The following is a 23,356-nucleotide window of genomic DNA, read 5'->3' as shown; positions in this document are numbered from 1 at the left end:
AGTGTAAACCAGTGACACAATTTTGAACGGAGATGCACCAAAAACGCGATTAAGGTACGTCGTAACCCAGTGCCGCTTTACGAATGCGGAACCATTGCTGGCGAGACATGTTCAGCGTCTCAGACTCAATGGCGGCGCGTACGCGCTCTATTTTTCCTGAGCCAATAATCGGCAGCGGCTGAGACGGCAAACGTAAAATCCAGGCGTACACCACCTGCTCAATAGACTGCGCGTTTAGCTCTTCTGCGATCGCGGCAAGTTCATTTCGTAATGGCTGGAACGCATCGTCATTAAACAAGCGACCGCCGCCGAGGCAGGACCAGGCCATTGGACGAATACGCAACTGCTGCAGTTGATCTAAAGTGCCATCCAGCAGGAGCGGCTGATGTACCGGAGAGATTTCAACCTGGTTGGTCGCCAGCGTAAACGGCAGACGCGATTGCAACAATGAGAACTGTACCGGGGTGAAATTAGAGACACCAAAGTGACGCACTTTGCCACTGTGGTGCAATTTTTTGAAAGCGTCGGCGACGTCGTCAGCATCCATAAGCGGATCGGGACGGTGGATCAGCAACAGATCAATATGATCGGTCGCCAGCAGCTTCAGCGATTCTTCCGCACTGGCAATAATATGCGCGCTGTCGGTAATGTAATGGCCCAGCGCATTTTCCGCGCGCGCCGTCGTCGCGATCCCGCATTTGGTCACAATCTGCATTTTTTCACGCAAATGCGGAGCCAGTTTCATAGCCTCACCAAACGCCGCTTCACACTGGTATCCACCGTAGATATCGGCGTGATCGACGGTGGTCACGCCCAGATCCAGATGCTCTTCAATAAAGCTGACTAGCTGGCGCACGGACATATTCCAGTCCATCAGGCGCCAGTACCCCATCACAAAGCGAGAAAATTCCGGGCCTTGCGGCGCAATAGTAATACGCTGAACCATAGCAGCTTCCTTTTAAGTGAATGTGCCTCGAGTATACGCAATTACGCTTTTAAAAGAGTGAAGGTTGTTGCGGTTCTTCCGAAGGGTTGGCTTTGTTCGCACGTAATTTACGCATCAGGCGCTGACGACAAAGCCGTAGCACTTCCTGCTTTTGGGCATCGCTCATCTTTTGCCAGTTAAAACGCTCATCCCGACTGCGAAAACAGCCACGGCAAAATCCGCGTTCGTCAGACTGACATATTCCACGGCATGGGCTCTGGACGGGGAAAAACTCCAGCTGTTCGGCCACATCCCCTCCTTTAGTAAGATTGATATACTTATTGAAGACGTTAACTGAATTTCTCGCAAGCGCTATTGCATTAGACCGACTGGTCTATTACACTCCTTTTCATGAACAAAATCACTGAACACGATACACGCGAACATCTGCTGGCGACTGGCGAACTGCTGTGTATGCAGCGCGGCTTCACCGGCATGGGTTTAAGCGAACTACTGAAAACCGCTGAAGTACCCAAAGGTTCGTTTTATCATTACTTTCGCTCTAAAGAAGCGTTCGGTGTCGCGATGCTGGAACGCCACTATGCGGCCTATCATCGGCGACTGGCTACGCACTTTGATACGGGAGCGGGAAACTACCGCGACCGCATTCTGGCCTACTATCAGGAAACCCTGAACCAGTTTAGCCAGCACGGCATTATTAGCGGCTGTTTAACTGTAAAACTGTCTGCCGAAGTGTGCGATCTGTCAGAAGATATGCGCACAGCGATGGATAAAGGCGCGCGGCACATTATTGTGCTGTTAGCGCAGGCGCTGGAGAAAGGTCAGGCCAGCCATTGCCTGTCTTTTGTTGGCGAGCCGTTACAGCAGGCGCAGGTACTGTATGCGCTGTGGCTTGGCGCCAACCTGCAGGCCAAGATTTCTCGTAGCGCCACTCCGCTGGAAAATGCGCTGGCGCACGTTAAAAACATCATCACAACGCCTGCCGTTTAACAGGCGTTTTTATTTCCCTTATTACTAGACGACCGGTCTATTCAGGAGTACCACATGTCATCTGAAAAACTGTTTTCCCCACTGAAAGTGGGTGCCATTACGGCAGCAAACCGCGTATTCATGGCGCCACTGACGCGTCTGCGCAGTATTGAGCCTGGCGACATCCCTACTCCGCTGATGGCCGAGTATTACCGTCAACGCGCCAGCGCGGGTCTTATTATCAGCGAAGCGACGCAGATTTCCGCACAGGCGAAAGGTTATGCCGGAGCACCCGGCTTACACAGCGAAGCGCAAATTGCCGCATGGAAGAAAATCACCGCTGCCGTACACGCTGAGCAAGGTCATATTGCTGTCCAGTTGTGGCACACCGGACGCATCTCTCACGCCAGTCTGCAGCCAAATGGTCAAGCTCCAGTTGCACCTTCCGCGATTAGTGCAGGAACCCGCACCTCGCTGCGCGATGAAAACGGCTTGGCAACGCGTGCCGATACCTCAATGCCACGTGCGCTGGAAACCGAAGAGATTCCGGGCATCGTTAATGACTTCCGTCAGGCGATAGCCAACGCGCGCGAAGCGGGTTTCGACATGGTTGAACTGCACTCTGCCCACGGCTACCTGCTGCACCAGTTCCTGTCGCCAACCTCTAATCAGCGTACCGATCAGTACGGCGGTAGCGTCGAAAATCGTGCGCGTCTTGTGCTGGAAGTGGTTGATGCCGGTATTAAAGAATGGGGTGCCGATCGTATTGGTATTCGCGTCTCCCCGATTGGCTCATTCCAGAACGTTGACAACGGTCCGAACGAAGAAGCCGATGCGCTGTATCTGATTGAACAATTGGGCAAGCGTGGAATCGCTTACCTGCACATGTCTGAGCCGGACTGGGCCGGTGGCGAGCCGTATTCCGATGCGTTCCGCGAAAAAGTTCGCGCGCGCTTCCACGGTCCTATCATTGGTGCTGGTGCCTACACCCCTGAAAAGGCAGAAGCGCTGATCGAGAAAGGTCTGATCGACGCCGTTGCTTTTGGTCGTGCCTATATTGCTAACCCGGATCTGGTGGCGCGTCTGCAACGCAAAGCGGAGCTGAATCCACAACGTGCTGAGAGCTTCTACGGCGGCGGCGCGGAAGGTTACACCGACTATCCTACCCTCTAACGTCACAATCTCCGTTCTGCCATTGATAGCGGCGTAACAACGCCGCTATACTAAAACAACATTTTGAATGTATTAGCCATTTTCGAAGGGGAAAAAGATGCGTTTACTCCATACCATGCTGCGCGTGGGTGACCTGCAGCGTTCCATCGAGTTTTATACCAACGTGCTGGGCATGAAGCTGCTGCGTACCAGCGAAAACCCTGAATACAAGTACTCTCTGGCTTTTGTCGGCTACGGTCCTGAAACCAGTGAAGCCGTAATCGAACTGACCTATAACTGGGGTGTCGACAAGTATGAGCTGGGTACTGCCTATGGCCATATCGCCCTGAGCGTAGACAACGCGGCTGAAGCCTGTGAACGTATTCGCCAGAATGGCGGTAACGTAACGCGTGAAGCGGGTCCGGTAAAAGGCGGCACCACAGTGATTGCGTTCGTTGAAGATCCGGACGGCTATAAAATTGAGCTGATCGAAGAGAAAGACGCCGGGCGCGGCCTGGGCGACTAACCTCCCCTCGGGCGCAGATCGTCTGTGCCCGTAGTTTTATACTCATCATTTTGCCATAATACGCGCTGCAATTTTCCCGTATTAAGAGACCCAGATGTCCGATAACGCTCAACTTTCCGGTCTGTGTGACCGTTTTCGTGGTTTTTATCCTGTCGTCATTGATGTCGAAACCGCAGGGTTCAATGCCAAAACCGATGCGCTGCTTGAGATTGCAGCCATCACACTGAAAATGGATGAACAAGGCTGGCTGATGCCGGACACGACGTTACATTTCCACGTAGAGCCGTTTGAAGGCGCGAATCTGCAGCCGGAGGCCCTCGCCTTTAACGGTATTGATCCGAACAATCCGCTACGCGGCGCGGTCAGCGAATATGACGCTCTGCATGCCATCTTCAAAATGGTGCGTAAAGGCATTAAAGACAGCGGCTGCAATCGGGCAATCATGGTGGCGCATAACGCTACGTTCGACCACAGTTTCATGATGGCAGCAGCAGAACGCGCTTCGCTGAAACGGAATCCGTTTCATCCATTTGTAACCTTTGATACAGCGGCATTAAGCGGTCTGTCATTGGGGCAAACGGTGTTGTCAAAAGCGTGCCTGGCGGCGGGAATGGAGTTTGACGGGAATCAGGCACACTCGGCACTGTATGACACCGAACGTACGGCCGTGCTGTTTTGCGAAATCGTTAACCGATGGAAACGTCTCGGTGGTTGGCCTCTTCCCGTGCCTGAAGAAGCGTAACGGCGACATAAAAAAAGCGACCATTTCAGGTCGCTTTTTTACTTCTGCTGATATTACTCAGCGTCCGGCTCTTCGGTTTTGTATTTCGCAGCTGTTTCTTTAATCAGCTGCTGCAACTCACCGCGCTGGTACATTTCGATCAAAATGTCACAACCGCCAACCAGCTCACCATCAACCCACAGTTGTGGGAAAGTTGGCCAGTTTGCGTATTTCGGCAGTTCGGCGCGAATATCCGGGTTCTGCAGAATATCAACGTAAGCAAAGCGTTCACCACAGGCTGACAGCGCCTGCACAGCCTGAGCGGAGAAACCGCAGCTTGGCAGTTTAGGAGAACCTTTCATGTACAGGAGAATCGGGTTTTCAGCGATCTGGCGCTGGATTTTTTCGATAGTGGTGCTCATTATCTTGCTTCCTTAAACTTCTTTTACGGCAGTAGTCTGACATTGTAACGGGTCAGACAGGCAACGGAAAATAACATTTTCATTACGCGTTATTATTTTATCCCCTGACGCTAAAAGTTGCATTCATAATCTCATTTATCCCCTTCAAACATGTGGATTTGATTATCTGTTCACCAACTCCAACGTTAATTGATGTTTTTTTTTGCGGTCGGTTACGAAACATAGTTTTAAACAAAAAAAGCTATTAACTTTCCCTCTTTCTATAGATTAGAATCGTCAAGTTTTGAAAATCACACGCAGGCACGATAGACCTGCCTTACCAGAGGACTGCTCAGTGGCGCGGATAAACCGAATCTCGATCACGCTCTGTGCTTTACTTTTTACCACACTGCCTTTTACGCCTATGGCTCATGCTTCCAAGCAGGCCAGGGCGACACCTACCAATTCTCACACCATCAAAACGGTAGATAAAAAGAAAAGCGCAACAACCAGCCAAAAAACAACAAAGACCAGCAAGAAAACGGCGACAAAAACCGCCAGTAAAATCAGCACCAAAACCGCTTCCTCTTCTAAAAAACGCACTGCCACTCCGGCAAAGTCGACTAAAACTGCAAATCGTCGTGGTAAAACTGCCGTAGCACACACCGCAGCCGTTACCTGGACTGAAAAATGCACACCGCGCAAAGGTCATAAACCACGCTGCGTGAAGGTGAAAACCACTGCACCAACTACGCTTGCTGACGCCCATAAAGTGAAAGTGCAGAAAGCGACTAAAACCGCTATGTCCACTTTGATGAACCAAATCGGTAAACCTTATCGTTGGGGCGGTTCCTCGCCAAGAACCGGGTTTGACTGCAGCGGTCTGGTTTATTACGCCTATAAAGATCTGGTGAAGTTCCGCATTCCGCGTACCGCGAACGAAATGTATCATCTGCGTGATGCCGCACCGATTGAACGTGGCGAACTGAAAAATGGCGATCTGGTCTTCTTTCGTACCCAGGGTCGCGGAACGGCCGATCACGTCGGCGTCTACGTCGGAAACGGTAAGTTTATTCAGTCACCGCGTAGCGGGCAGGAAATTCAAATCACCTCTCTGAGCGAAGATTACTGGCAGCGCCACTATGTGGGCGCTCGTCGGGTAATGACGCCAAAAACAATTCGCTAAAAACTTACCCTACAGAACATGCTGTAGGGTAAGTTCTTCTTTTGCATAACCTTTCAATTTGCTACCCTATCCTTACTCACAATGAGGCTATTGTGTGTACTCAATATAAATAATAAGGAGAGAAGCAATGTCGTTTGAATTACCTGCATTACCGTATGCCAAAGATGCTCTGGCACCGCACATTTCTGCCGAAACGCTGGAATATCACTATGGCAAACACCATCAAACCTACGTGACCAATCTGAACAATCTGATTAAAGGCACGGCGTTTGAAGGCAAATCACTGGAAGAGATCGTTCGTAGCTCTGAAGGCGGTGTATTCAATAACGCAGCACAAGTATGGAACCACACGTTCTACTGGAACTGCCTGGCACCAAACGCAGGTGGCGAACCAACCGGTAAACTGGCCGATGCAATTGCCGCCTCCTTTGGCAGCTTTGCAGATTTCAAAGCGCAGTTCACCGATGCCGCTATCAAAAACTTCGGTTCTGGCTGGACCTGGCTGGTTAAAGGAACTGATGGCAAACTGGCTATCGTCTCCACCTCCAACGCAGGTACTCCGCTGACCACCGACGCGACGCCGCTGATGACCGTTGACGTATGGGAACACGCCTACTACATCGACTATCGCAATGCCCGTCCTGGCTACCTGGAACATTTCTGGGCGCTGGTGAACTGGGAATTTGTTGCGAAGAACTTCGCAGCATAAAAAAGATAACGCAGAAGGGCTTCCTTCTGCGTTTTTGCATTAATTCGCGGTCGTGAAAGCCTCTTCTGGCTGTCTTCTTGCGGAAATAAACACCAGCAGCAGCGCAAGACCCGCCACAATCGCCCCCATCACTGGCACAAAACTGTAGCCCAGGCCGCCTGATATCACCGCCCCACCGGCCGCTGCACCCAGAGCGTTCCCCAGATTAAACGCGCCAATATTGACTGACGATGATAATCCAGGCGCTTCACTGGCAACGCGCATCACACGCATCTGCAACGGTGGAACGACCGCGAACGTCGCCGCGCCCCAGACCACCATACTGATCGCCGCACCCAGCTCATTACGCGCAAGGAAAGGAATGGCCAGCATAATAACCATCAGCAGCAGTAAAAAGCCTTTCAACGTACCGTTGACTGAACGGTCAGCAAACTTGCCACCAAAGTAGTTACCGATCGAGAAACCAATGCCTATCAACACCAGCATCCCGGTAACAAATGCCGGAGTGGCATGAGTGATAGTATGCAGAACTGGCGAGATGTAGGTATAAAGCGTGAACATCGCCCCAGCACCCAGTACGGTAGTCAGTAACGCCGACAACACCTGTGGGCGCATAAGTACCGCCAGTTCGCTGCGAACATCCGGGCGCTCTCCGGCTCCACCCTTGGGTAAGGAGAAGAACAGGCTGACCATAGCAATGACGCCCAGACCCGCAGTGGCCATAAATGACATGCGCCAACCGATGGTTTCACCAAGCCATGTCGCCGCCGGAACGCCGCCAATATTGGCGATGGTTAACCCCATAAACATCGTTGCTACGGCGCTGGCCTGCTTATGTTTGGGTACAACACTGGCAGCAACCACTGAACCGAGACCAAAAAAGGCCCCATGGTTAAGACTGGTCAAAATACGCGATAGCATTAGCGTGGTGTAATCCGGCGAGATAGCCGAAAGCACATTACCCAGCGTGAAAATTGCCATCAGGAATATCAAAGCATTACGTCGCGCGCGATGAGACAGCAGCAATGTCATCAGCGGTGCACCTACCATCACACCTACCGCATAGGCGCTGATCAGCATGCCGGCCGCCGGAATCGAGACATCCACACCTTTGGCTATGACGGGCAATAATCCCATTGGCGAAAATTCGGTGGTGCCAATGCCAAACGCTCCGATCGCCAGCGCCAGTAAAGGATAATTGAGTTTCATATTGCGACTCCGTAACGTCGAGCCGTGGCGCGACATAAAATAAGAGTCAAAAGCATGACATTGATCGCAAAATTAATAAAGTTAACAAAATTGCAAAAGACTTTTGCTAATTCGCAAACAATAGAAGAGATAGACGAGCGGAAAGAGTGAGGGAGAGCTAACTCCCTCGGGGGAAATCAATGCAGCGCTGCGGTCAGGCCACCCGCGACGATCAAACTCAGAACAATAATGGTAGTCACTAACGAAAATTTCAGATCGGTGCTCATCAAGTTTTCTCCTTTTTATTCCCACACAAAAAGTGATATTGCGCATTTTTACACACTTGAAAGCAAAAATCTCTCACGATTTATATTGATAACTGCTTTTAACTCTTCCCCTTTTCGTTAAGATCAGACAAAATTCCACGCTTACTTGATTAGCGTACCGGCCATTGACCCCTTCCTGACGTTCCGTGTCGTTTTCCCGGCGTGCCGCAACCCTTACGTTGCGCTAAGGGTGTGTAAAGGCAAACGTTTACCTGGAGTATTCTCAGGAGCTTAGGATATGGTCTGGAGTGAGATGTAATGGCAACAATTAAAGATGTAGCGAAGCGAGCAAACGTTTCCACTACAACCGTATCACACGTAATTAACAAGACGCGCTTTGTCGCGGAAGAAACGCGTAATGCTGTCTGGGCAGCGATCAAAGAACTGCACTATTCTCCGAGCGCAGTTGCCCGCAGCCTGAAGGTGAATCACACCAAGTCTATTGGCTTACTGGCGACCAGCAGCGAAGCGGCCTATTTCGCAGAAATTATCGAAGCCGTGGAGAAAAACTGTTTCCAGAAAGGCTATACGCTGATTCTGGGTAACGCATGGAACAGTCTCGAAAAGCAGCAGGCCTATCTGTCGATGATGGCGCAAAAGCGCGTTGATGGTCTGCTGGTGATGTGTTCTGAGTATCCGGAGTCGCTGCTTTCGATGCTCGAAGAGTATCGCCATATTCCGATGGTCGTCATGGACTGGGGCGAAGCTAAAGCCGACTTTACCGATACGGTCATTGATAACGCCTTCGAAGGCGGTTATATGGCGGGTCGGTATCTGGTAGAACGCGGTCATCGTGAAATTGGCGTGATCCCAGGTCCAATGGAACGTAACACCGGGGCCGGGCGTCTGGCGGGCTTTATGAAAGCGATGGAAGAAGCGCTGATTAAAGTGCCTGATAACTGGATTGTCCAGGGCGATTTCGAGCCTGAGTCCGGCTATCGCGCCATGCAGCAAATTCTGTCGCAATCGCATCGTCCAACCGCTGTCTTCTGCGGTGGCGATATTATGGCGATGGGTGCGCTGTGCGCCGCTGACGAAATGGGTCTGCGCGTACCACAGGATGTCTCACTCATCGGCTACGACAACGTGCGCAACGCCCGCTTCTTCACGCCGGCCTTAACGACCATTCACCAGCCGAAGGATTCACTAGGTGAAACGGCCTTCAACATGCTGTTAGACCGTATCGTGAATAAACGTGAAGAGTCACAGTCTATCGAGGTGCATCCACGTCTGGTTGAGCGTCGCTCCGTTGCCGACGGTCCGTTCCGCGATTACCGCCGTTAAGCCTGTTGTGCGGGAGTCTCATCTGGCTCCCGCAGCCATTCCTTGTTCAACGTTTCACTATCCCCTAAATAGTCCAGCAGCCAACTCAATGCCGGTGACATATCGTTCTGCTGCCATGTCAGACAGCATGCAGCATCAGGAAAGGGGTTCTCCAGTTGCAGCGCAACCCACTTGCCGCTATCGATCCACGGCTTGGCAAAATGCGTCGGTACCATGCCAACACACAGCCCTGCTGATAAGCAGGTAGCGGATGATTCCCAGTCAGGCACCACGACGCGCTTTTGGTTATCCAGCAGCCAGGTAATACGCTTTGGCAGTGTACGGGAGGTATCTTCGCGCACCAGTGACGGCCAGTTGCGCAACGTATCATCACTTAGCGGTCCGGGCATTGATGCCAGTGGATGATGGCTGGCTACCACGCAACTCCAGCTCAGCATTCCCATATCGCGGAAGGTATAGCGCCCCCCTACCGGAATCGCCTGTGTGGCGCCGATGGCCAGCTCCACGCGTCCATCGGACAGCGCGTCCCATACGCCGTTAAACACTTCCTGAAAAACTAACAACTCCACATCATCAAAGTGACGGTAAAAATCCACGATCATCTGTCGGGTACGATCCGGGCGGACAATGTTATCGACTGCGATCGCCAGCTGCCCGCGCCAGCCGTTGGCAATTTGCTGGCATTGCTGGCGCGTGATCTGCATTTTTTTGATAACAGAGCGACCTTCTTTTAAAAACCATGCCCCGGCAGGCGTTAATTCCACATCCCGATGGCGTCGCTCAAAAAGTGGTACCGCTAGCCACTCTTCCAGTTGGCGCACAGTGTAGCTTACCGCCGAAGGTACACGGTGTAACTCCTGCGCGGCCGAACTAAAGCTACCGTTACGCGCAACCGCATCAACCACTTCAAGTGAATATTCCGACCACATATTCTGCCTGCAAAAATTTTGAAATCAGTAAGCAAATATTAGCGTTTCACAGCGAGAATTACACTCACTACACTCAGCGGCATTGTTCTACTGCTAAAAAAAGAGAAATGATGATGCAACCTGGGAAAGGGTTTTTAGTCTGGCTGGCGGGCCTTAGCGTGCTCGGCTTTCTGGCAACAGATATGTATCTGCCCGCCTTCGCCGCAATTCAGTCCGATCTGCAAACGCCTGCATCTGCCGTCAGCGCTAGCCTGAGCTTGTTCTTAGCCGGTTTTGCCGTCGCACAACTGCTGTGGGGACCGCTCTCTGACCACTATGGTCGCAAGCCTATTTTGCTGCTGGGTTTATCTATCTTCGCACTGGGCAGTCTGGGCATGCTGTGGGTTGAAAACGCCACAGGCCTGCTGGTACTGCGATTTGTTCAGGCCGTTGGCGTCTGTGCAGCATCGGTTATCTGGCAAGCGCTGGTTACCGACTATTATCCTTCACAAAAAGTAAACCGCATCTTTGCCACCATTATGCCGCTGGTCGGGTTATCACCTGCCCTCGCCCCGTTATTAGGTAGTTGGATCCTGGTACATTTTTCCTGGCAGGCCATTTTTGCCACCCTGTTCGCCATTACTCTGATTCTGATGCTTCCGGCGCTGCGTTTAAAGCCTACAGCTAAAGCACGCGATGACAGCCAGGATAAACTGACTTTCACCACCTTGCTGCGCTCGAAAACTTACCGTGGAAACGTGCTGATTTATGCCGCCTGTTCCGCGAGCTTTTTTGCATGGCTGACGGGTTCCCCGTTCATCCTTAGCGAAATGGGTTATAGCCCAGCGGTAATTGGTCTGAGCTATGTTCCGCAAACTATCGCCTTTTTAATCGGTGGTTACGGCTGTCGTGCTGCGCTGCAAAAATGGCAGGGTCGTCAGCTGCTGCCCTGGTTACTCATTCTGTATGCCTTCAGCGTTGTGGGCACCTGGGCGACCGGCTTTATTCATCATGTCGCATTGGCTGAAATCCTGATCCCATTCTGCGTTATGGCGATTGCAAATGGCGCAATCTACCCTATCGTTGTCGCGCAGGCATTACGCCCTTTCCCACAGGCCACTGGACGCGCTGCCGCATTGCAGAATACGCTGCAACTGGGTTTATGCTTCCTGGCAAGCCTTGTCGTTTCCTGGTTGATTGCTACCCCGTTGCTCACCACTACCAGCGTTATGCTGACCACGGTATTGCTGGCTGCTGTGGGTTACAAAATGCAATCGCAGAAAACTGACGCCCCGCAAACAGATGACCGCGCGCAAATTGCCCACGGAGAGTCTCACTAATAATTGTCGCGGGCAATTAATTAGCCCGCTAAGAATTATCGGTTGAATCGTCAAAAATTCAGGCCTATACTGATTTCCGGATGTTAAAAAAACGATAATTTTTATGTGTTAACGGGAACAAGAATGTTCCCGTATTCCCACGGATGGTCTTTTCGGCAAGGGTTCCTCCCTTCCTCTGTTCTACGTCGGATTATAGATTCACGGATTAATTCCGTGAGATTTCTCACAAAGCCCAAAAAAGCGTCTACGCTGTTTTAAGGTTCTGATCACCGACCAGTGATGGAGAAGCTATGAGTTCATCGTGTATAGAAGACGTCAGCGTACCGGATGATGACTGGTACCGCATCACCAATGAATTATTGAGCCGTGCAGGCATTACCATTAATGGTCCGGCACCGGCGGATATTCGCGTAAAGAACCCCGATTTTTTCAAACGAGTATTGCAGGAAGGATCGTTAGGGTTGGGTGAAAGTTATATGGATGGCTGGTGGGAATGTGACCGGCTGGATATGTTTTTTAGTAAAGTCCTGCGCGCCGGTCTTGAAAACCAACTCCCCCGCCACTTCAAAGATACGTTACGAATTGCCGCTGCTCGCTTGTTCAATTTGCAGACCAAAAAGCGTGCATGGGTTGTCGGCAAAGAACATTACGATTTAGGCAACGATCTCTTTACTCGCATGTTGGACCCCTATATGCAGTATTCCTGCGCCTACTGGAAAGATGCCGACACCCTGGAATCTGCCCAGCAGGCGAAGCTAAAAATGATTGCTGAAAAATTGCAGTTGAAGCCAGGGATGCGGGTGCTCGATATAGGCTGCGGCTGGGGCGGCTTATCCCAGTTTATGGCATCGCAATATGGCGTAAGCGTGGTGGGTGTAACCATTTCGGCAGAACAGCAGAAAATGGCGCAGTCACGGTGTGCGGGGCTTGATGTCACAATTTTGCTGCAGGATTATCGTGACCTGAATGACAAATTCGATCGTATTGTTTCCGTCGGCATGTTTGAGCATGTAGGGCCGAAAAACTACGCCACCTATTTTGACGTGGTCGATCGCAATTTAAAACCGGATGGTCTCTTTTTACTGCATAGCATCGGCTCCAAAAAGACCGACAATAACGTTGATCCGTGGATCAATAAATATATCTTCCCGAACGGCTGTTTACCATCAGTTCGCCAGATTGCCAACGCCAGCGAGCCACATTTTGTAATGGAAGACTGGCATAATTTTGGCGCGGATTACGACACGACGCTGATGGCCTGGCACGAACGTTTCATTAACTCCTGGCCTGAAATCGCCGATAACTATACCGAACGTTTCAAGCGGATGTTCAGCTATTATCTGAACGCTTGTGCCGGAGCGTTTCGAGCTCGCGATATTCAGTTATGGCAGGTGGTATTTTCTCGCGGCGTTGAACACGGCCTGCGCGTTCCCCGTTAATCGTTATCGCCCCCGTATCAACGAGGGCTTAACTCTCAGGCTTAGGCTCCCGCTTCGCCCGTTATGTTGCTGATGGCGCTTTCACGCGCCGCCAGTACACGCTCAACAGTATCAACCACCGCCTGCGTTTGGGGATCGATTTCGATATTGACCCTTGCGCCCAGCTTTTTCTTGCCAAGCGTCGTACGCTCCAGCGTTTCCGGGATCAAGTGCACACAGAAACGCGTCGGCGTCACTTCACCGACCGTCAGACTGATACCGTCAATACCAATAAATCCTTTGTACAGGATATATTTCATCAGCGACGGGTCCTGGACTTTAAACCACACCTGACGGTTATTCTCCGAGGTCAGAATTTTCGACACTTCGGCAGTGGTCATAATATGGCCCGACATTAAATGTCCGCCAATCTCATCACTGAATTTTGCCGCACGCTCAACGTTAACCAAATCACCGACCTTCAGATCGCCCAGATTGGTGATACGCAGCGTTTCTTTCATCAGGTCAAAGCTTATCTGGTTACCGTTAATTTCGGTGACCGTCAGGCAGCACCCATTGTGGGCAACCGATGCGCCGGTCTCCAGCGCATCCAGCATATATTCAGGCAACTCCACAACATGCGTACGAAAATTTGGTTTTTCATCAATGGACACCAATTTTGCGGTGCCCTGCACAATACCCGTAAACATACTTCCTACTCCTGAACTCAATTAAGACATCTCTGCACAGCACAATAGCAGGTGGAAATTCAGGTTGCCAGCAATGCGCCACCAGCGCCTGTTTTTTCACTGGAGAATTACGTATTCCTCGCTACAATAGACTGAAATTTCCCCTGCTTTTTCTCCTTGCTGCCATATAAGGCGGCTTTTTTAGTCTCTCAAATAACAACAATATAGTGGTGTACACGTGCAAAAGTATGTAAGTGAAGCGCGTCAGTTATTAGCTCTGGCAATACCGGTGATTCTTGCGCAAATCGCTCAAACCGCAATGGGATTCGTTGATACCGTCATGGCGGGCGGATACAGCGCTACTGATATGGCGGCAGTCGCCATTGGTACCTCTATCTGGTTACCTGCCATTCTGTTTGGTCATGGACTACTGCTGGCTTTGACGCCGGTCATTGCGCAACTCAATGGTTCCGGACGCCGCGACCGTATCGCCCATCAAATACGTCAGGGATTCTGGCTGGCGGGCAGCGTCTCCGTGCTGATTATGGTTGTGCTATGGAACGCAGGGTACATTATTCGCTCCATGCATAACATTGACCCGGCGCTGGCGGATAAAGCCGTTGGCTACCTGCGTGCCTTGCTGTGGGGTGCACCGGGGTATTTGTTCTTCCAGGTAGCCCGTAACCAGTGCGAAGGATTAGCCAAAACTAAACCAGCGATGGTGATGGGCTTTCTCGGCCTGCTGGTGAACATTCCGGTTAACTACGTTTTCATTTATGGACATTTAGGCATGCCGGAACTGGGCGGCGTAGGCTGCGGCGTGGCTACGGCGGCTGTTTACTGGGTGATGTTTATCGCCATGCTCTCTTACATCAAACGTGCGCGCTCAATGCGCGATATCCGTAATGAGCGTGGTTTCCAGAAACCTGACACCGCAGTAATGAAGCGTCTGGTGCAACTGGGTTTACCTATCGCGCTGGCGTTATTTTTCGAGGTAACGCTGTTTGCGGTGGTCGCTCTGCTGGTTTCCCCGCTGGGGATTGTCGACGTGGCCGGACACCAGATCGCACTGAACTTCAGTTCGTTAATGTTCGTCCTGCCGATGTCTCTGGCTGCTGCCGTCACCATTCGTGTCGGTTATCGTCTGGGCCAGGGCTCCACGCTGGATGCACAAACTGCAGCCAGAACGGGTCTGGGTGTCGGTGTCTGCATGGCGGTCGTAACGGCGCTTTTCACCGTGACATTCCGCGAGCATATTGCCCTGCTCTACAACAATAATCCGGAAGTTGTCGCCCTGGCCGCGCAGCTCATGTTACTGGCCGCGGTGTATCAAATATCGGACTCTATCCAGGTTATTGGCAGCGGGATCCTGCGTGGTTATAAAGATACGCGTTCCATTTTCTTTATAACCTTTACAGCCTACTGGGTGCTGGGTCTGCCGAGTGGCTATATTCTGGCGCTGACCGATCTGGTGGTTGACCGCATGGGGCCAGCAGGATTCTGGATGGGCTTTATTATCGGCCTGACCTCTGCGGCGGTGCTGATGATGCTGCGGATGCGCTTTCTGCAACGCCAGCCGTCAGCGGTTATATTGCAACGAGCTGCACGATAATGCCTAAATAGCCGCCGTCTGGCGGCTTTTTTTACATCCTCAGAACGGACTGGCGTTTTGGGCGTTCATCCACGCTTCACTAATGGGATGCCTGAAATGCAGTTCACTGGCATGCAGCATCAGTCGCGGCACCCTTTCAGTGCCAGGCAGCAGACGCCCGCCATACAAATCACAGCCTAAAATCGGATGTCCCAACAGCTGACAGTGGATCCGCAGTTGGTGGGTCCGCCCGGTTTCAGGCATCAGTTGTACCCGCGTCAAGGGGAGCAACGCCCCCTTTTCCTGACGATGATAAAAGCGCTCGACAACCTGATAGCGCGAACGTGCGGGTTTGCCGTTGAGAGCACAAATTGACATTAATGGAAACAGCGACGGGTCTTTGGCAATCGCTGCATCGATAACTCCTTCGTCGTTTTCCAGATGCCCGCATAACAGTGCGCTGTACACCTTAGTGACCGTACGCTGGCTGAACTGCTGGCAAAGCGCAGCGTTGATAGCCTTGTTACGGGCGACCACCATCAGTCCAGAAGTGCCGAAATCAAGCCGATGTACCAGCGTGCAGCCAGGGTAAATCTGTACCAGCCGATGATGTACCGAATCGAGATTCTGCGGATTTTTGCCCGACAAGCTAAGTAACCCGCTGGGTTTATTGATTAGCACCAGATGCTCGTCCCGATAGAGGATCTCTATCTCGTCATGACAAGGCGGGGCAATAAAGGTATCGAGGATCGTAGACATCAGGCGGCCAGAATGAGGTGTGGGGACGGATGATAACGAATTTTCACCGCAGTGGCGAATCGGAGCGCTGACCCAATGGCTGGCATGGTAGAGTGTGATTTATCCTGAGTGCGATGAGAGGGTTATTCTGTGCAACAAATCGATTTTTACATGGTGGATGCCTTTACCACCACGACGTTTGGCGGTAATGCCGCAGCAGTCTGTCCGCTCACGGACTGGTTACCCGATGAAACATTATTAAAGATGGCGCAGCAGCATAATCAGTCAGAAACCGCTTTTTTTGTCGCCAATGAGAATGGTTTTGAGCTGCGTTGGTTTACCACTCAGGGTGAAATCAATCTGTGTGGGCATGCCACGCTTGCCGCCGCGCATGTCATCTTTGAACATCTGGATTACCCGGATACAAAAATCCATTTTGCTACCCGCTTTGTGGGACCGCTGACGGTCACGCGCAGCGGTGAATGGCTGACGCTCGATTTTCCTGCCTGGCAAAGCGAATCTGCCGTGCCGCCCGCTTTACTGCTGGAAACATTAGGCATCACCGAATACAAAGAGATGCGCGTGGCACGCGATTACATGGTGGTGTTGGAAAATCAACAGCAGGTTGAGGCTGTTCGCCCAAACATCCACGCCATGCTTCCGCTGGGGAAAATGGTGTGCATCACCGCGCCGGGTGACGGGGAATACGATTTTGTCAGCCGTTTCTTCTGCCCGGGTGAAGCCGTCGCGGAAGACCCGGTCACAGGCTCGGCACATAGCATGCTGATCCCTTACTGGGCTGCAAAACTGAATAAAACACAGATGCTGGCGCGCCAGGTCTCTGAGCGCGGCGGGGATTTACGCTGTCAGTTAGCAGGAACGCGTGTTTATATCAGTGGACAGGCAATAACTTATCTGACCGGTAAAGTGCTGCTGCGCTAGCAGCCTTACCCGAAATAACCAATCCATGGAGGATTTATGTCGAACAAACTCGTACAGATACACTTTGATTTTCATGGTCCGTTTGGGGCTAAGATGTCGAATCAGCTCGTTGAACTGGCCGAATCAATCAACCAGGAGCCGGGGTTCATCTGGAAAATCTGGACCGAGAACGAAGCAAATCACGAAGCGGGTGGCATCTACCTGTTCCAGGACGAAAACACCGCTCAGGCCTATATCAAAAAGCATACCGCCCGCCTGAAGCACCTGGGTGTGGAAGACGTGACGTTCAAAATCTTCGATATCAATGAACCGTTAAGTAAAATTAACCACGGTCACATCGGCTAGTATTTTGCCTTAGACGCCCCGCCCGGGGCGTTTCTTCACTCTCCTGCCTTCCCCTCTTCGTTCCTACCCAGGTTAGCGATTTACGTTAGCCACATTTGCAATAGTTCACAAAATCATCACCCGCGAAAATTATCTCTAGCCGAAAGTGGCATATAGGCGTATAAAATAATACAAATTGTATTATTTTATACAAAGTGAATCATCAGCTACAGGAGGTTTATTATGTCCGCGGACATTACACTGAACTCATCTGCTGGAAGCTTCCCGCCAGCAGGTCATTACTCGCACAGTACAACGGCTGGCGGTTTCGTATTCATTTCCGGGCAATTGCCGGTCACTTTCGACGGCGAGAAAAAAGCGGATGCCTCTTTTGAAGATCAAACCCGGCTGGTGCTACAGAATATTGATGCTTGTCTGGCGGGTGCTGGAGTTTCCCGCCAGCATCTGGTGTCAGTTCGCGTCTATGTGACGGATATGAATCAGTGGCCGACGTTTAACAAAATCTATGGGGAGTGGATCGGTGATTTCCGTCCATCCCGTGCTGTAGCCGGTGTTGCGGAACTTCATTATGGTTTTGCGCTGGAAGTTGAAGCTATGGCGTTGGCCCCGCAAGCGTGACATTTAACAACATACAGGTGAACAACAATGACTGAAATGACACTGCCTGATTATAACGATGTTGCCGCTGCGGCAGAGCGCATCGCAGATTATGCTAACAAAACGCCGGTGATGACATCCCGAACGGTTAATGAAGAATTTGGCGCGGAAGTCTTCTTTAAGTGCGAAAACTTCCAGAGAATGGGCGCCTTCAAATTTCGCGGCGCTATGAATGCGCTACGCCAGTTCACACCACAACAACGTGCTGCGGGCGTCGTGACGTTTTCTTCCGGTAACCATGCGCAGGCCATTGCACTGTCGGCAAAATTATTGGGGATTCCAGCAACAATTATCATGCCGCATGATGCTCCGGTAGCTAAAGTTGCAGCAACAAAAGGCTATGGCGGAAAGGTGGTAACTTACGATCGCTATACTGAAGATCGTGAAAAAATTGGTCGGGACCTGGCAGAGAAACAGGGGTTAACGCTGATCCCCCCTTACGACCATCCGCACGTGATTGCAGGCCAGGGCACCGCCACAAAAGAGCTGATTGAAGAAGTGGGTCAGTTAGACGCCCTTTTCGTTTGTCTGGGCGGTGGCGGCCTGCTCTCAGGATCCGCTTTGGCGGCCAGACATCTGTCTCCTGACTGCATCGTCTATGGTGTCGAACCTGAAGCGGGTAATGATGGTCAACAGTCGTTTCGTAGCGGAAAAATTGTTCATATCGATACGCCCAAAACCATTGCTGACGGTGCTCAGACCCAACATCTCGGGAACTATACGTTTCAGATTATCCAGCAAAACGTGAACGATATTCTGACGGTTTCAGACGCTGAGTTAATCACCTCAATGAAATTTATCGCTGAACGCATGAAAATCGTCGTTGAGCCGACCGGGTGTCTGGGTTTTGCTGCCGCCAGAGCGCGCAAAGCTGAACTTCGCGGCAAGAAAGTCGGCATTATCATCAGCGGCGGAAACGTGGATATCAGCCGCTACAGTGAATTTCTGGCCGGATGATAAACAGGGTATCTGTCATGCAGATACCCTAATGTTACTGTCTGTACATTGCCGTCTGGAAAAACGATCCCAGGTCACTGTAAACTGCTCGCAATCATGGCAACAGGCATCACCGCAGGAGACTGGCATGCCAAAAACCGACAATAACTCGCTTCTCAGCCAAATTGATACTATCGCCAGGGGATTGAGTGAGACCTTCTCTCCGTTTTGCGAAGTGGTGGTTCATGACCTCGAAAATCCTGAACATGCCATTTTATCCATCCATAATAATCTGTCCGGACGTCAACCCGGCCAGCCAGCAACCGAGCTTGGCCTGGCGAGAATCGCATCGCCTGACTTTCCCAGCATCATTGCAAACTACAGTAATCAGTTTGCCGATGGTCGCCCGGTGAAAAGTACCTCAATTGGCATCAAGGACGAAGAAGGCAGATACGTAGCAGCTCTCTGTCTGAATGTAGATATGACGCTGTTTCGTGGTATGCAGAGTGCTCTTGCGCGTTTTACTGAAACCGAAAACTCCCCCATTAAGGAACATATCGATCCCGGCAGTAACGAAGTCATCCGCCAGCGTATTGATGACTTTGCCGCTAAACGCGCTACGACGGCCCGAGCCCTTAAACCTCAAGACCGTAAGCTGCTGATTCAACAATTACGCCAGGACGGTTTGCTGAACGTACGCAAATCTATGGATACGGTGGCGCAGCATCTGGGCGTATCAAGGGCCACCGCCTACCTGTATGCCCGCCAGTCAGTTCAGGCGGGTGAATAAATGGGTTCAGTTGAACTACACCAGCCGCAGTATAAAAAGTCTGATCTTGCTTACCGACACGAAGCGCTCCCGCTATACTTTGGCCCGCTTCGTATCCGATATAGCCACCAACCAGTAAACAACGCCCCGCCGCTGGGAAAAAATAAACCTTTATTTTCGTAGGCATTTATTGGCACTGAGTCAATAAATGATTTATTTTTGTACATACATAGTGAGATTACGTTTTCCTCAAATAACACCATCAGCATTGATTAAACATCATAATAAAACAAACAAAATCTAACCCATTGATTTAGAGGAATAAAAATAAAGCTGAATTTATTGCATCAATAATACCTATGCAATATATATAAATAGAGTGATATCTAAATTATAATTCTTTTACATCCGGCTGATTGGTGAGGTAAGAATGCGGTTAATCGTAATGTTAGTAAGCTTTGTGCTCACCACCCAGCTCTGGGCAGGTGAACTTCCCCAGCCTTCCGGTACAGTTCTTTTAACGCTGTCCGGTAATATTGAAAATACAAATGCAGACGGGAAAGCCGTTTTTGATACCGCCAGCCTTGAGAAGCTGGGCATGGTCAGTTTCCAGACCACCTCCCCCTGGTATAATGGACGCACTACTTTTACGGGTATTCCACTACAAAAGCTCATGGATTACGTCGGCGCGAGCGGCTCGGTTGTAAAGGTCACTGCGCTCAATGACTACACCACCGTAATCCCTCTCAGTGATTTCAAAAAATACAATGCCATCCTTGCGTTAAAAATCAACGGAAAATATATGCGCATCCGTGATAAAGGTCCTTTATTCATTGTGTACCCCTATGACAGCATGCCGGAACTGAATAATCAGATTTATTATTCAAGGTCTGCATGGCAGGTCAGTAGTATGGATATTGAGTAAACGTTCAGAGGAACATCATGAACAGAATACTGGCTGGCATCATCTTTTTTCTTTTTATATCTACCGGATATATCTCTTTCCTCGTGCATGAACGGCAACAAGAGTTACAGAAACTGACTCACTACACCGATTCCTGGTCTGCTGCTCAGCTGGTATCACAATATTACCGATTCGAGTCATTGCTGGGTCTTTACACTATCGATGACACGATGAATCTCGATGATGTACGCATGCGCCTCGACATTATGCTCAGCCAGAGTGATTTAATAAAAGAAGGTGACCTGGGGCGCTACATAGAAAGCAATATAGCCCACCGTGAGCTGGCGGTAAAACTTGAAAACACTCTTAGTTTTCTGGATGTTAATCTAGAGAAAATGAACCGTTCAGCACTCCAGGCTTATCTGAAAAAAATGCATACTCTGGATGCGCCACTGGGTCGTCTTTCATCTGGTGCGTTAAACAAAGATGTTAACTCGATCAATAACGCCAACCAAAAAATTCAAACGCTGTACTATATTTACTCAGCAACCTCGGTGCTTCTGATAATACTGAGTGCAATTCTGGGAGTGCTCATTTTCTATCAAAACAGAAATATTCTGCGGGCGCACCTGCAGGTCAAGAGTCTTGCCGAAGAACTGCAGAAATCTAAGGAAAAGCTGCAAATCCAGAATGCTAAACTGGAATATGACGTCTACCATGACTCTCTTACCGAGATGAATAATCGTCAACTATTCTGGAGCGATTTAAATAAAACAATTGAGATAGCAGAAAAAAATCACGATTCTGTGACTGTGATGTTGTTTGATTTAGATCGATTCAAAGAGGTAAATGATACGTATGGTCATGATGCCGGTGATATGTTGCTACGCCAGATATCAGACCGACTGGTTTCAATGAGCCTTACTTCGGATACGCTGTATCGCCTGGGTGGAGATGAATTTGCGTTTCTCTCAAGTGGCCTGACAGAAAGCCACGCCGTTTCGCGGGCCCAGAAAATATGTGAATTTATCAGCCAGCCCTACACTATTTATAACACGATTATCAACATAACCACCTGTGTTGGCATTGTTATCTCAGACACTGAACGTCGTTCCGACTATCTTTATAAATTTGCCGATCTGGCCCTTTATGAAGCCAAAGGTGAAGGCTCAGGTAAGATAAAAGTCTTCCGACAACGAATGTTAGAAAAGCTACAAGAAAGCAGAACGCTTGAGCATGATATGGCATTGGCAATAGTGAACAAAGAATTCGTGGTTTATTACCAGCCCATTGTTGACTCCTTCAGCCAGGAAATTTATAGCTATGAAGCCCTAATTCGTTGGCTCCATCCTCTGAAGGGCCTCCTGTCGCCGGATAGTTTTATTCCTGTTGCTGAAAAAACCGGAATGATTAATGAGATGGGGAAAGCAGTGCTTGAAATTGCCTGCAGGGAAGCGGCTTGTTGGGCGGTTCCTGCTAAAATTTCAGTAAATGTCTCTCCTGTCCAGCTAAGCAGCAAAGCCTTTGTCGGTATCGTACTGTCTATTCTGAAAGAAACTGGACTCCCAGCCGATCGTCTTGAACTGGAAGTAACAGAGTCCTCTCTCTTCACTGAGAGTACGACACCGATGAATACGCTTAATAAGCTCAGAGCCCTGGGCGTAAAAATCTCCATCGATGATTTTGGTACCGGATATTCTTCTCTTTCGCGCCTGAGCAAGCTTGCCTTCGATAAAATTAAAATAGACAAGTCTTTTGTGCATTCAATATCCACACATGAAGATGCGCTTAATATCATCAAACTGATCACGGGCATGGCGAAATCCCTCAATATGAAGGCTGTTGCTGAAGGTGTTGAAACGCAGGAACAACTAAAAAGCCTTCAGGCGCTGGGCTGCGATTTCGCCCAAGGATATCTGTTTGGTAAACCTCAACCTTGTGTCAATGAGGAAATCAGAAATGGTCAAGTTGTGCCAATAAACAACAGAAAAACGATGCCATGAAGATTTTCTATCAGGCTTCAACTGCCCGTAACGCGCTAAGTGGCAATGTCGACGCTAAACTCACCCTGACCTGAGGTTTAAAAAATGAGCACTTTTCATCAACTTACCGCCACAAGCCTGAATGGTCAGCTTATTTCAATGGCCGACTATGCAGGCAAACTGGTACTGGTGGTTAATACCGCCAGCCATTGTGGCTTTACGCCACAATATGCGGGCCTTGAAGCACTGTATAAGAAATACAACACACAGGGCCTGGTGGTGCTTGGTTTCCCCTGCAACCAGTTTGGTAAGCAGGAACCCGGTGGGGCCGACGAAATCGCGCAGACCTGCTACGTCAACTACGGCGTGAGTTTTCCAATGTTTGAGAAAGTGGAGGTTAATGGTGCCGCTACACATCCGGTATTTCGTTACCTGAAAGATGAATTACCCGGCATACTGGGTGGGAGGATCAAGTGGAACTTCACTAAATTTCTGGTCGGACGCGACGGAAAACCGCTTAAGCGTTTTGCCCCCTTCACCACTCCAGAAAAAATAGAAACCGTCATCCTTGATGCACTAAAAATCTAATGGTTGCTGTCATTCGAATATCACATTAATACTGTGGATATTCATTGGTTTTTATCTTCAGTAAGTCACCGTATTAGCCAAAATAAGCGGCAATCTTCAGCTAAAGTTGGTAAATCCCCTGAACGGTTCTATAGTCTGGAC

Annotated in this window: 26 protein-coding genes; 18 read left to right on the top strand and 8 right to left on the bottom strand. The window is 50.2% G+C overall.

Annotation, left to right across the window (positions count from 1 at the left end; genetic code table 11):
* Positions 1-49: 49 nt before the first annotated feature.
* Positions 50-946, bottom strand: coding sequence for an aldo/keto reductase (locus OGV89_RS22645; protein WP_003843533.1), 897 nt, complete (start codon positions 944-946; stop codon positions 50-52).
* Between the two features lie 49 nt (positions 947-995).
* Complete coding sequence (locus tag OGV89_RS22640) at positions 996-1,235, bottom strand: DUF1289 domain-containing protein (protein ID WP_003029191.1); 240 nt, start codon at positions 1,233-1,235, stop codon at positions 996-998.
* Between the two features lie 101 nt (positions 1,236-1,336).
* On the opposite strand from OGV89_RS22640, the gene OGV89_RS22635 reads away from it, so the two are divergent.
* From OGV89_RS22635 to rnt, 4 genes are all read left to right on the top strand, one after another.
* A complete protein-coding gene (locus OGV89_RS22635; protein WP_003832766.1) occupies positions 1,337-1,936 on the top strand; it encodes a TetR/AcrR family transcriptional regulator in 600 nt (199 codons plus the stop codon).
* A gap of 54 nt (positions 1,937-1,990) precedes the next feature.
* Positions 1,991-3,088, top strand: a complete 1,098-nt coding sequence (locus OGV89_RS22630; RefSeq protein ID WP_003029197.1) for an alkene reductase — start codon at positions 1,991-1,993, stop codon at positions 3,086-3,088.
* A 97-nt stretch (positions 3,089-3,185) separates the two neighbouring features.
* Complete coding sequence (gene gloA, locus OGV89_RS22625) at positions 3,186-3,593, top strand: lactoylglutathione lyase (protein WP_003029198.1); 408 nt, start codon at positions 3,186-3,188, stop codon at positions 3,591-3,593.
* A 94-nt stretch (positions 3,594-3,687) separates the two neighbouring features.
* Positions 3,688-4,335 carry a ribonuclease T gene (rnt, locus tag OGV89_RS22620; RefSeq protein ID WP_003029200.1) on the top strand — a complete coding sequence of 216 codons (648 nt, stop codon included), beginning with the start codon at positions 3,688-3,690 and terminating at the stop codon, positions 4,333-4,335.
* A 53-nt stretch (positions 4,336-4,388) separates the two neighbouring features.
* Here the strand turns inward: rnt and grxD are convergent, their stop codons facing one another.
* Positions 4,389-4,736 carry a monothiol glutaredoxin 4 gene (gene grxD, locus OGV89_RS22615; protein ID WP_003832760.1) on the bottom strand — a complete coding sequence of 116 codons (348 nt, stop codon included), beginning with the start codon at positions 4,734-4,736 and terminating at the stop codon, positions 4,389-4,391.
* A gap of 334 nt (positions 4,737-5,070) precedes the next feature.
* Between grxD and OGV89_RS22610 the strand changes: the two genes are divergently transcribed.
* Together OGV89_RS22610 and sodB are read left to right on the top strand one after the other, a co-directional pair.
* A complete protein-coding gene (locus OGV89_RS22610) occupies positions 5,071-5,901 on the top strand; it encodes a C40 family peptidase (RefSeq protein ID WP_003843531.1) in 831 nt (276 codons plus the stop codon).
* A 127-nt stretch (positions 5,902-6,028) separates the two neighbouring features.
* Positions 6,029-6,610 (top strand): superoxide dismutase [Fe], encoded by a 582-nt coding sequence (gene sodB, locus OGV89_RS22605; RefSeq protein ID WP_003029205.1) that lies wholly within the window; start codon positions 6,029-6,031, stop codon positions 6,608-6,610.
* Between the two features lie 39 nt (positions 6,611-6,649).
* On the opposite strand, the gene OGV89_RS22600 is transcribed toward sodB, so the two are convergent.
* Positions 6,650-7,819 (bottom strand): MFS transporter, encoded by a 1,170-nt coding sequence (locus OGV89_RS22600; RefSeq protein WP_003029207.1) that lies wholly within the window; start codon positions 7,817-7,819, stop codon positions 6,650-6,652.
* A 176-nt stretch (positions 7,820-7,995) separates the two neighbouring features.
* Entirely contained in the window at positions 7,996-8,085 is a 90-nt protein-coding gene (gene cydH, locus OGV89_RS22595; protein ID WP_151219083.1) for a cytochrome bd-I oxidase subunit CydH, read from the bottom strand.
* A gap of 297 nt (positions 8,086-8,382) precedes the next feature.
* Between cydH and purR the strand changes: the two genes are divergently transcribed.
* On the top strand, positions 8,383-9,408 hold the full coding sequence (purR, locus tag OGV89_RS22590; protein ID WP_003029211.1) for an HTH-type transcriptional repressor PurR: 1,026 nt from the start codon (positions 8,383-8,385) through the stop codon (positions 9,406-9,408).
* On the opposite strand, the gene punR is transcribed toward purR, so the two are convergent.
* Positions 9,405-10,337: a DNA-binding transcriptional activator PunR gene (gene punR / locus OGV89_RS22585; RefSeq protein WP_286559346.1), complete on the bottom strand. Its 933-nt coding sequence runs from the start codon at positions 10,335-10,337 to the stop codon at positions 9,405-9,407. The two genes, purR and punR, sit on opposite strands and share 4 nt — an antisense overlap.
* A 113-nt stretch (positions 10,338-10,450) precedes the next feature.
* On the opposite strand from punR, the gene punC reads away from it, so the two are divergent.
* Both punC and cfa read left to right on the top strand, forming a co-directional pair.
* Positions 10,451-11,656, top strand: a complete 1,206-nt coding sequence (punC, locus tag OGV89_RS22580) for a purine nucleoside transporter PunC (RefSeq protein WP_003836456.1) — start codon at positions 10,451-10,453, stop codon at positions 11,654-11,656.
* 290 nt (positions 11,657-11,946) lie between these two features.
* Positions 11,947-13,095 (top strand): cyclopropane fatty acyl phospholipid synthase, encoded by a 1,149-nt coding sequence (cfa, locus tag OGV89_RS22575; protein WP_044699909.1) that lies wholly within the window; start codon positions 11,947-11,949, stop codon positions 13,093-13,095.
* Positions 13,096-13,136: 41 nt separating this feature from the next.
* Here the strand turns inward: cfa and OGV89_RS22570 are convergent, their stop codons facing one another.
* Complete coding sequence (locus tag OGV89_RS22570; RefSeq protein WP_003832752.1) at positions 13,137-13,784, bottom strand: riboflavin synthase; 648 nt, start codon at positions 13,782-13,784, stop codon at positions 13,137-13,139.
* A 217-nt stretch (positions 13,785-14,001) separates the two neighbouring features.
* Here OGV89_RS22570 and mdtK point away from each other — a divergent pair, with 217 nt between their 5' ends.
* Positions 14,002-15,375, top strand: a complete 1,374-nt coding sequence (gene mdtK / locus OGV89_RS22565) for a multidrug efflux MATE transporter MdtK (RefSeq protein ID WP_200003815.1) — start codon at positions 14,002-14,004, stop codon at positions 15,373-15,375.
* Between the two features lie 39 nt (positions 15,376-15,414).
* Here mdtK and OGV89_RS22560 read toward each other — a convergent pair whose 3' ends face one another.
* Complete coding sequence (locus OGV89_RS22560) at positions 15,415-16,113, bottom strand: RluA family pseudouridine synthase (RefSeq protein ID WP_003836466.1); 699 nt, start codon at positions 16,111-16,113, stop codon at positions 15,415-15,417.
* A gap of 129 nt (positions 16,114-16,242) precedes the next feature.
* Here OGV89_RS22560 and OGV89_RS22555 point away from each other — a divergent pair, with 129 nt between their 5' ends.
* The 8 genes from OGV89_RS22555 to OGV89_RS22520 all read left to right on the top strand — a co-directional run bounded on the left by OGV89_RS22555 (position 16,243) and on the right by OGV89_RS22520 (position 23,215).
* A complete protein-coding gene (locus OGV89_RS22555) occupies positions 16,243-17,034 on the top strand; it encodes a PhzF family phenazine biosynthesis protein (RefSeq protein ID WP_054528350.1) in 792 nt (263 codons plus the stop codon).
* Between the two features lie 36 nt (positions 17,035-17,070).
* Entirely contained in the window at positions 17,071-17,379 is a 309-nt protein-coding gene (locus tag OGV89_RS22550) for a monooxygenase (protein ID WP_286559344.1), read from the top strand.
* Between the two features lie 222 nt (positions 17,380-17,601).
* Positions 17,602-17,997: a RidA family protein gene (locus OGV89_RS22545; protein WP_003029233.1), complete on the top strand. Its 396-nt coding sequence runs from the start codon at positions 17,602-17,604 to the stop codon at positions 17,995-17,997.
* 27 nt (positions 17,998-18,024) lie between these two features.
* Positions 18,025-18,993: a threo-3-hydroxy-L-aspartate ammonia-lyase gene (locus tag OGV89_RS22540; protein ID WP_003029236.1), complete on the top strand. Its 969-nt coding sequence runs from the start codon at positions 18,025-18,027 to the stop codon at positions 18,991-18,993.
* 127 nt (positions 18,994-19,120) lie between these two features.
* Positions 19,121-19,762, top strand: a complete 642-nt coding sequence (locus OGV89_RS22535) for a helix-turn-helix transcriptional regulator (protein WP_044712334.1) — start codon at positions 19,121-19,123, stop codon at positions 19,760-19,762.
* Between the two features lie 409 nt (positions 19,763-20,171).
* The gene (locus OGV89_RS22530) at positions 20,172-20,666 is read left to right on the top strand and encodes a putative pterin-binding protein (protein WP_003029241.1); all 495 of its coding nucleotides are present in this window, start codon (positions 20,172-20,174) and stop codon (positions 20,664-20,666) included.
* A gap of 17 nt (positions 20,667-20,683) precedes the next feature.
* Complete coding sequence (locus tag OGV89_RS22525) at positions 20,684-22,648, top strand: putative bifunctional diguanylate cyclase/phosphodiesterase (RefSeq protein ID WP_003029244.1); 1,965 nt, start codon at positions 20,684-20,686, stop codon at positions 22,646-22,648.
* An 84-nt stretch (positions 22,649-22,732) separates the two neighbouring features.
* Positions 22,733-23,215 carry a glutathione peroxidase gene (locus OGV89_RS22520; RefSeq protein ID WP_136346163.1) on the top strand — a complete coding sequence of 161 codons (483 nt, stop codon included), beginning with the start codon at positions 22,733-22,735 and terminating at the stop codon, positions 23,213-23,215.
* Positions 23,216-23,356: the final 141 nt, after the last annotated feature.

It is taken from the genome of Citrobacter sp. Cf125 (assembly GCF_030333935.1).
Taxonomy (GTDB): Bacteria; Pseudomonadota; Gammaproteobacteria; order Enterobacterales; family Enterobacteriaceae; genus Citrobacter; species Citrobacter freundii.
The sequence above is the reverse complement of the archived record's forward strand: the minus strand, read 5'-3'. Positions and strand labels throughout refer to the sequence as shown.

Bases quoted from the DNA above. Each gene is read 5' to 3' on its own strand.
- OGV89_RS22645 (WP_003843533.1), bottom strand. From the start codon at position 946: ATGGTTCAGCGTATTACTATTGCGCCGCAAGGCCCGGAATTTTCTCGC.
- OGV89_RS22635 (WP_003832766.1), top strand. From the start codon at position 1,337: ATGAACAAAATCACTGAACACGATACACGCGAACATCTGCTGGCGACT.
- OGV89_RS22630 (WP_003029197.1), top strand. From the start codon at position 1,991: ATGTCATCTGAAAAACTGTTTTCCCCACTGAAAGTGGGTGCCATTACG.
- gloA (WP_003029198.1), top strand. From the start codon at position 3,186: ATGCGTTTACTCCATACCATGCTGCGCGTGGGTGACCTGCAGCGTTCC.
- rnt (WP_003029200.1), top strand. From the start codon at position 3,688: ATGTCCGATAACGCTCAACTTTCCGGTCTGTGTGACCGTTTTCGTGGT.
- grxD (WP_003832760.1), bottom strand. From the start codon at position 4,736: ATGAGCACCACTATCGAAAAAATCCAGCGCCAGATCGCTGAAAACCCG.
- sodB (WP_003029205.1), top strand. From the start codon at position 6,029: ATGTCGTTTGAATTACCTGCATTACCGTATGCCAAAGATGCTCTGGCA.
- OGV89_RS22600 (WP_003029207.1), bottom strand. From the start codon at position 7,819: ATGAAACTCAATTATCCTTTACTGGCGCTGGCGATCGGAGCGTTTGGC.
- cydH (WP_151219083.1), bottom strand. From the start codon at position 8,085: ATGAGCACCGATCTGAAATTTTCGTTAGTGACTACCATTATTGTTCTG.
- purR (WP_003029211.1), top strand. From the start codon at position 8,383: ATGGCAACAATTAAAGATGTAGCGAAGCGAGCAAACGTTTCCACTACA.
- punR (WP_286559346.1), bottom strand. From the start codon at position 10,337: ATGTGGTCGGAATATTCACTTGAAGTGGTTGATGCGGTTGCGCGTAAC.
- punC (WP_003836456.1), top strand. From the start codon at position 10,451: ATGCAACCTGGGAAAGGGTTTTTAGTCTGGCTGGCGGGCCTTAGCGTG.
- cfa (WP_044699909.1), top strand. From the start codon at position 11,947: ATGAGTTCATCGTGTATAGAAGACGTCAGCGTACCGGATGATGACTGG.
- OGV89_RS22570 (WP_003832752.1), bottom strand. From the start codon at position 13,784: ATGTTTACGGGTATTGTGCAGGGCACCGCAAAATTGGTGTCCATTGAT.
- OGV89_RS22560 (WP_003836466.1), bottom strand. From the start codon at position 16,113: ATGTCTACGATCCTCGATACCTTTATTGCCCCGCCTTGTCATGACGAG.
- OGV89_RS22550 (WP_286559344.1), top strand. From the start codon at position 17,071: ATGTCGAACAAACTCGTACAGATACACTTTGATTTTCATGGTCCGTTT.
- OGV89_RS22545 (WP_003029233.1), top strand. From the start codon at position 17,602: ATGTCCGCGGACATTACACTGAACTCATCTGCTGGAAGCTTCCCGCCA.
- OGV89_RS22540 (WP_003029236.1), top strand. From the start codon at position 18,025: ATGACTGAAATGACACTGCCTGATTATAACGATGTTGCCGCTGCGGCA.
- OGV89_RS22535 (WP_044712334.1), top strand. From the start codon at position 19,121: ATGCCAAAAACCGACAATAACTCGCTTCTCAGCCAAATTGATACTATC.
- OGV89_RS22530 (WP_003029241.1), top strand. From the start codon at position 20,172: ATGCGGTTAATCGTAATGTTAGTAAGCTTTGTGCTCACCACCCAGCTC.
- OGV89_RS22525 (WP_003029244.1), top strand. From the start codon at position 20,684: ATGAACAGAATACTGGCTGGCATCATCTTTTTTCTTTTTATATCTACC.
- OGV89_RS22520 (WP_136346163.1), top strand. From the start codon at position 22,733: ATGAGCACTTTTCATCAACTTACCGCCACAAGCCTGAATGGTCAGCTT.